Consider the following 1,868-nt stretch of genomic DNA (forward strand, 5'->3'; position numbering starts at 1 on the left):
GTTCGGCTTGGTCCTGTACTTGGGTTATTAGGTACTTTAATTCCTTTAGGTCCTGGTCTTTCTGCATTAGGTTCTGGTCAAATAGCGACTTTAGCTAGTTCTTTAACTATTGCTTTTGATACTACTGTCATTGGTTTAACTATCAGTTCTTTGTCTTATGTGGTGTCTAAATATAAAAAACAATGGTATGAATCAGATTTAACAACTCTTGAGACAGTTGCGGAATCTGTGCTTGAAAAATTATCAAAGATATAATGTGATGTTTTAAAGGAGTGTTTTAAATTTTAAGAAAAAGAAAACGTTTGACTGAAATGGATGATGATGATCCGATGGCATCTTTAACAAATTTATCTGATGCTATGTTAGTTTTAGCGTTAGGGTTCTTAATATTTGCTATTTTGGCTTTAAGTGCTAATCCAAATATTCAATCTGAAACTTCTCAGCAATCTCAGCAATCTCAAAATACTCAACAGATTAGTACTGGAGAAACTTTTACTAATGATACAACTGCTAGTGGGAGTTCTTCTGGTCAAGGGTATAGTGAAGTAGGTAAAGTTTATAAAGATCCTGATACGGGAAAACTTGTTATGGTTTCATCTTAATTTTTTACTTTTTATTTTTTTATTTTAAGATTGTTCATATCGTTTTAATATTTTTGTTTTTAAAGTTTATTTTTTTTCAGATATACTATAATTTTATTCTACTAATTTTGGTTATTAATATTATTTAGTTTTAAAATTTTATTTTATTTGTTATTTTGTTCGAGTTTTGTAATTGTTAAAACTAGTATATAAATCTTACTTTTTAATTCATATCGTAAATAGTTTTTATAATAAAAATGTTAAATAGTATACATAATACTCTTTATTGTGAGGTAATTATATCGAGTATTATTTTTTTTAAATATGGGATAGTATAAAAGAGGTAATAAAAAATGAGTTCATCTTTTAAAAGTCCGGGTGATACAGCAAAAGCTGTAGCATCTATCGGTGGAAGTAAAAATAATCTTTCAATTGCATCTCTTGCAATTTTAGGATTCCTTGCTGGTGCTTACATTGCATTTGGTGGAATGTTAGCTGAAATATGTAATGCTGGAATGGCTGCAGCGGGTTTCCCTCCGGGTATTTGTAAATTTGTATTTGGTGCAGTGTTCCCTGTAGGTTTAATTATGGTTGTAATTTGTGGATCCGAATTATTTACTGGTAATGTTATGTATATGACTGCTGGTGTTTTAGATGGAAAATCTAGCATTGGAGATTATGTAAGAATTGGGCTGGAAGTTGGGTTTTCAACTTCGTAGGAGCTTTATTCGTTGCTTTCGTATTAGCATACTTATCTGGTTTAATGACTGCAGATCCATTTATGGGCAATGCACTTACAGTTGCAAACACTAAAGCATTAGGTGGAGCAAGTTTCTTATCAGCTGGTAAAGCTGTTAAATCTATCACTTGGGTACAAGCTTTAATAAGAGGTATTGGATGTAACTGGCTAGTTTGTTTAGCTGTATACATGGCTGTAGCTTCTGATGATATAATTGGTAAAATTGTTGGTATTTGGGTACCAATTATGGCTTTCGTAACTTTAGGTTTCGAGCACAGTGTAGCTAATATGTTTTTCATACCATTAGGTATGTTCTTAGGTGCAAAAATATCAGTAGTACAATTATTATGGAATAACTTAATACCAGTTACAATCGGAAATATTATCGGTGGAGCATTATTTGTAGCATGCGCCTACTGGTATGTATATGTTAAAGAATAAAGTAAAAAATAATTAAACAATTGTTTATATTATTAACTTTTCATTTAGATTTTAAGGAGTAATTATTTATTCCTTAAAATCTATTTTTTTAATTAAAAGTTAATATT

Annotated in this window: 2 protein-coding genes and 1 pseudogene; all 3 read left to right on the plus strand. The window is 30.2% G+C overall.

From position 1 onward, the window contains the following. Positions 1–255, plus strand: a 255-nt coding sequence (locus tag BP769_RS06780; RefSeq protein WP_413862336.1) for a MotA/TolQ/ExbB proton channel family protein, incomplete at its 5' end; no start/stop codon positions are given. A 26-nt stretch (positions 256–281) separates the two neighbouring features. Then, positions 282–602 carry a DUF2149 domain-containing protein gene (locus BP769_RS06785; protein WP_413862344.1) on the plus strand — a complete coding sequence of 107 codons (321 nt, stop codon included), beginning with the start codon at positions 282–284 and terminating at the stop codon, positions 600–602. A 332-nt stretch (positions 603–934) separates the two neighbouring features. Further along, positions 935–1,761, plus strand: a pseudogene (locus tag BP769_RS06790) (formate/nitrite transporter family protein). Positions 1,762–1,868 lie beyond the last annotated feature (107 nt).

This window comes from Methanobrevibacter sp. UBA417, assembly GCF_002508845.1.
GTDB classification, from domain to species: Archaea; Methanobacteriota; Methanobacteria; order Methanobacteriales; family Methanobacteriaceae; genus Methanobrevibacter_A; species Methanobrevibacter_A acididurans.